Annotated in this window: 4 protein-coding genes; all 4 read left to right on the forward strand. The window is 45.1% G+C overall.

The genetic code is table 11. The features are described from left to right. On the forward strand, nucleotides 1-1,200 hold a 1,200-nt coding region (locus V7Z64_RS12665), incomplete at its 5' end, for a cation-translocating P-type ATPase (RefSeq protein ID WP_334110637.1). Between the two features lie 99 nt (nucleotides 1,201-1,299). Beyond that, entirely contained in the window at nucleotides 1,300-2,178 is an 879-nt protein-coding gene (locus V7Z64_RS12670; RefSeq protein ID WP_297989099.1) for a YicC/YloC family endoribonuclease, read from the forward strand. A 30-nt stretch (nucleotides 2,179-2,208) separates the two neighbouring features. Beyond that, nucleotides 2,209-2,823: a guanylate kinase gene (gene gmk / locus V7Z64_RS12675; protein WP_003395019.1), complete on the forward strand. Its 615-nt coding sequence runs from the start codon at nucleotides 2,209-2,211 to the stop codon at nucleotides 2,821-2,823. A gap of 1 nt (nucleotide 2,824) precedes the next feature. After that, the gene (gene rpoZ / locus V7Z64_RS12680) at nucleotides 2,825-3,034 is read left to right on the forward strand and encodes a DNA-directed RNA polymerase subunit omega (RefSeq protein ID WP_003395016.1); all 210 of its coding nucleotides are present in this window, start codon (nucleotides 2,825-2,827) and stop codon (nucleotides 3,032-3,034) included. Nucleotides 3,035-3,086 lie beyond the last annotated feature (52 nt).

Here is a 3,086-nt window from a genome sequence, read left to right on the forward strand (position 1 = left end):
ATGCTTGCATCGGAAGCGTTGCGGACGATCGCGATCGCATATCGGCCGCTTTCACCTACAGAAAAGGTGAACGATGAAACGAAAGCAGAGAGCGATTTAACGTTTGTCGGCTTACAAGGAATGATCGATCCGCCGCGAAAAGAAGTGAAACAAGCGATTGCGGAATGTAAAAAAGCGGGCATTAAAACGGTGATGATTACAGGCGACCACATTTTAACCGCGAAAGCGATCGCCCAGCAGCTTCACATGTTGCCGCCAAATGGAAAAGTGATGGACGGCAAAACGTTATCGACGTTGTCTGTCGATGAACTAGAAGACGTCGTTGAAGATGTGTACGTCTTTGCTCGCGTATCACCAGAACATAAATTAAAAATTGTGCAAGCGTTGCAAAAACGAGGGCATATCGTCGCGATGACAGGCGATGGTGTTAACGATGCCCCGGCAATTAAAACAGCGAACATCGGCATCACGATGGGCGTGACCGGAACGGACGTATCAAAAGAAGTAGCATCGCTCGTGCTGTTAGATGATAACTTCGCGACGATTAAAGCAGCGATTGAAGAAGGGCGAAACATTTATGAAAATATTCGTAAATTTATTCGCTACTTGCTTGCATCAAACGTCGGTGAAATTTTAGTTATGTTGTTTGCGATGATTTTAGCGCTTCCCCTTCCGCTCGTTCCGATTCAAATTTTATGGGTCAATCTCGTGACCGATGGGCTGCCGGCGATGGCGCTCGGCTTAGATCCTGCGGAAGATAACGTCATGAAACGACCGCCGCGCCATCCGAAAGAGGGCGTCTTTGCGCGCGGGCTCGGTTGGAAAATTGTTAGCCGTGGGTTTTTAATCGGCATCGTGACACTTCTTGCTTTTCTCGTCGTGCATACGCGTCATCCTGAAGATTTGACGTATGCGCAAACCGTCGCCTTCGCGACGCTTGTACTTGCCCAACTTATTCACGTTTTCGATTGCCGAAGCGAACGGTCCGTGTTTCACCGCAATCCGTTTGAAAATATGTATTTAGTGTTCGCCGTGTTGTCGTCGCTGTTGTTGTTGCTTATTGTCATTTATTATCCACCGCTTCAGCCGATTTTCCATACCGTTTCGCTCCCGCTAACGGATTGGTTGCTTATTGTTGGGTTATCGTCCATTCCAACATTTTTATTGGCCGGCTCATTATTTGCGCGCAGACGTGCATGAAATGTTTTCGCTATATAGTGATATATGCTATAATAGGGGAAGGTAATGGAGCTCATCTATTACCTTCTTTTATTTCATATGTACGATGGATGTGAGAATATGATCGTCAGCATGACAGGGTTTGGTCGGGCAAAAAAAGAAAATGAAAACATAAGCGTCACGGTGGAAATGAAATCGGTTAACCACCGTTTTTGCGAAATTTCGATCCGCATGCCTAGACAGTGGATGATGTTTGAAGATAAAATAAAAAGAGTCATTACAGAACATATTGCACGTGGACGTATTGAAGTATTGATTACCATCGAAGGAGAACAACTTGTTGAACGGACCGTTCATGTCGATTGGCAACTTGTCGATGCGTATTATCGTCTGCTGACCGATGTGCGCAGTCGGTTTCACTTGACGGACGATGTATCGCTTCGAGATGTTGTACATATGCTATCAGGTGCGGTCGAAATGACAGAGCAACCGCTCGAAAACGATACGCTTCTCTCTTTGCTTTTACAAGCGACAAAAGAAGCGGTCGAACAGCTGAAGCATATGCGCGAACGGGAAGGAAAAGCGCTTTTAGCCGATCTGCTTGCGCAACTTGAAACGATTGAACAAGGTGCCCGTCGCATTGAACAGCTCGCGCCAACGGTCGTCGCTTCTTATCGCGATCGCATACATAAACGAATGCAAGAATTTGTGCAAGGTGTTGTAGATGAGCAACGGCTGTTGATGGAAGTCGCTTTGTTTGCGGAAAAAGTCGATATTCATGAAGAATTAAAACGCATATATAGCCATATTGAACAGTTTCGTCGCATCGTCTCACAAGGTGGGGCTGTCGGGCGCAAGCTTGACTTTCTCGTCCAAGAACTGAATCGCGAAATGAATACGATCGGTTCGAAAGCGAATGACCGCCATATTGCTTCGGAAGTCGTTGAAATGAAAAGCGCCCTTGAAAAAATTAAAGAACAAGTGCAAAATGTGGAGTAGTTTGTTTATGATAGAAGGGTAGGGATAAACGTGAAAGAACGAGGATTATTAATCGTTTTATCGGGACCGTCTGGCGTTGGGAAAGGAACGGTACGAAAAGCGTTATTTTCGCAGCCAGATATTCAATTGCAATATTCCATTTCCGTCACAACGCGCCAGCCGCGCGAAGGCGAAGTGGACGGTGTCGATTACTTTTTCAAAACGCGCGAACAGTTTGAACACATGATTCGCAACAATGAGTTGCTAGAATGGGCAGAATATGTTGGCAATTATTACGGTACGCCAATTGAGTACGTAGAAAAGACGTTACAAGAAGGAAAAGACGTCTTTTTAGAAATTGAAGTGCAAGGAGCGATGCAAGTTCGCAAAGTGTTCCCAGAGGCGCTCTTTATTTTCTTAGCCCCGCCAAGTTTAAGCGAATTGCGAAAGCGAATTGAGACGCGCGGAACGGAATCAGAAGAGCTTATTCGCGATCGTTTAAAGGCGGCAAAAGAAGAATTAGAAATGATGGATGCGTACGATTACGTCGTCGAAAACGACAAAGTCGAGCTTGCTTGTGAACGCATTAAAGCAATTGTCGTGGCAGAACATTGCCGGCGTGAACGCGTCGCACAACGATATAAAAAGATGTTGGAGGCTGAGTGACATGTTATATCCTTCGATTGATTTACTTATGACGAAACTAGATTCCAAATATACGCTCGTAACGGTTGCGGCAAAACGCGCGCGCCAACTGCAAGTAAAAAATGATTTAACGATTGAAAAACCTGTATCGAAAAAGTTTGTTGGCAAGGCGCTAGAAGAAATTGCGGCAGGTCATATTGAAGTCGTTAGCGAAGAAGAAGCAACGCAATAAACAATTTACGACAACCTAGTTTTAGGTTGTTATTTTTTTACAAATACCGTAT

The organism is Anoxybacillus sp., assembly GCF_036834105.1.
In the GTDB taxonomy this organism is placed as follows: Bacteria; Bacillota; Bacilli; order Bacillales; family Anoxybacillaceae; genus Anoxybacillus.

Excerpts from the sequence above, each read along its gene's own strand:
- V7Z64_RS12670 (WP_297989099.1), top strand. The coding sequence starts at position 1,300 with ATGATCGTCAGCATGACAGGGTTTGGTCGGGCAAAAAAAGAAAATGAA.
- rpoZ (WP_003395016.1), top strand. The coding sequence starts at position 2,825 with ATGTTATATCCTTCGATTGATTTACTTATGACGAAACTAGATTCCAAA.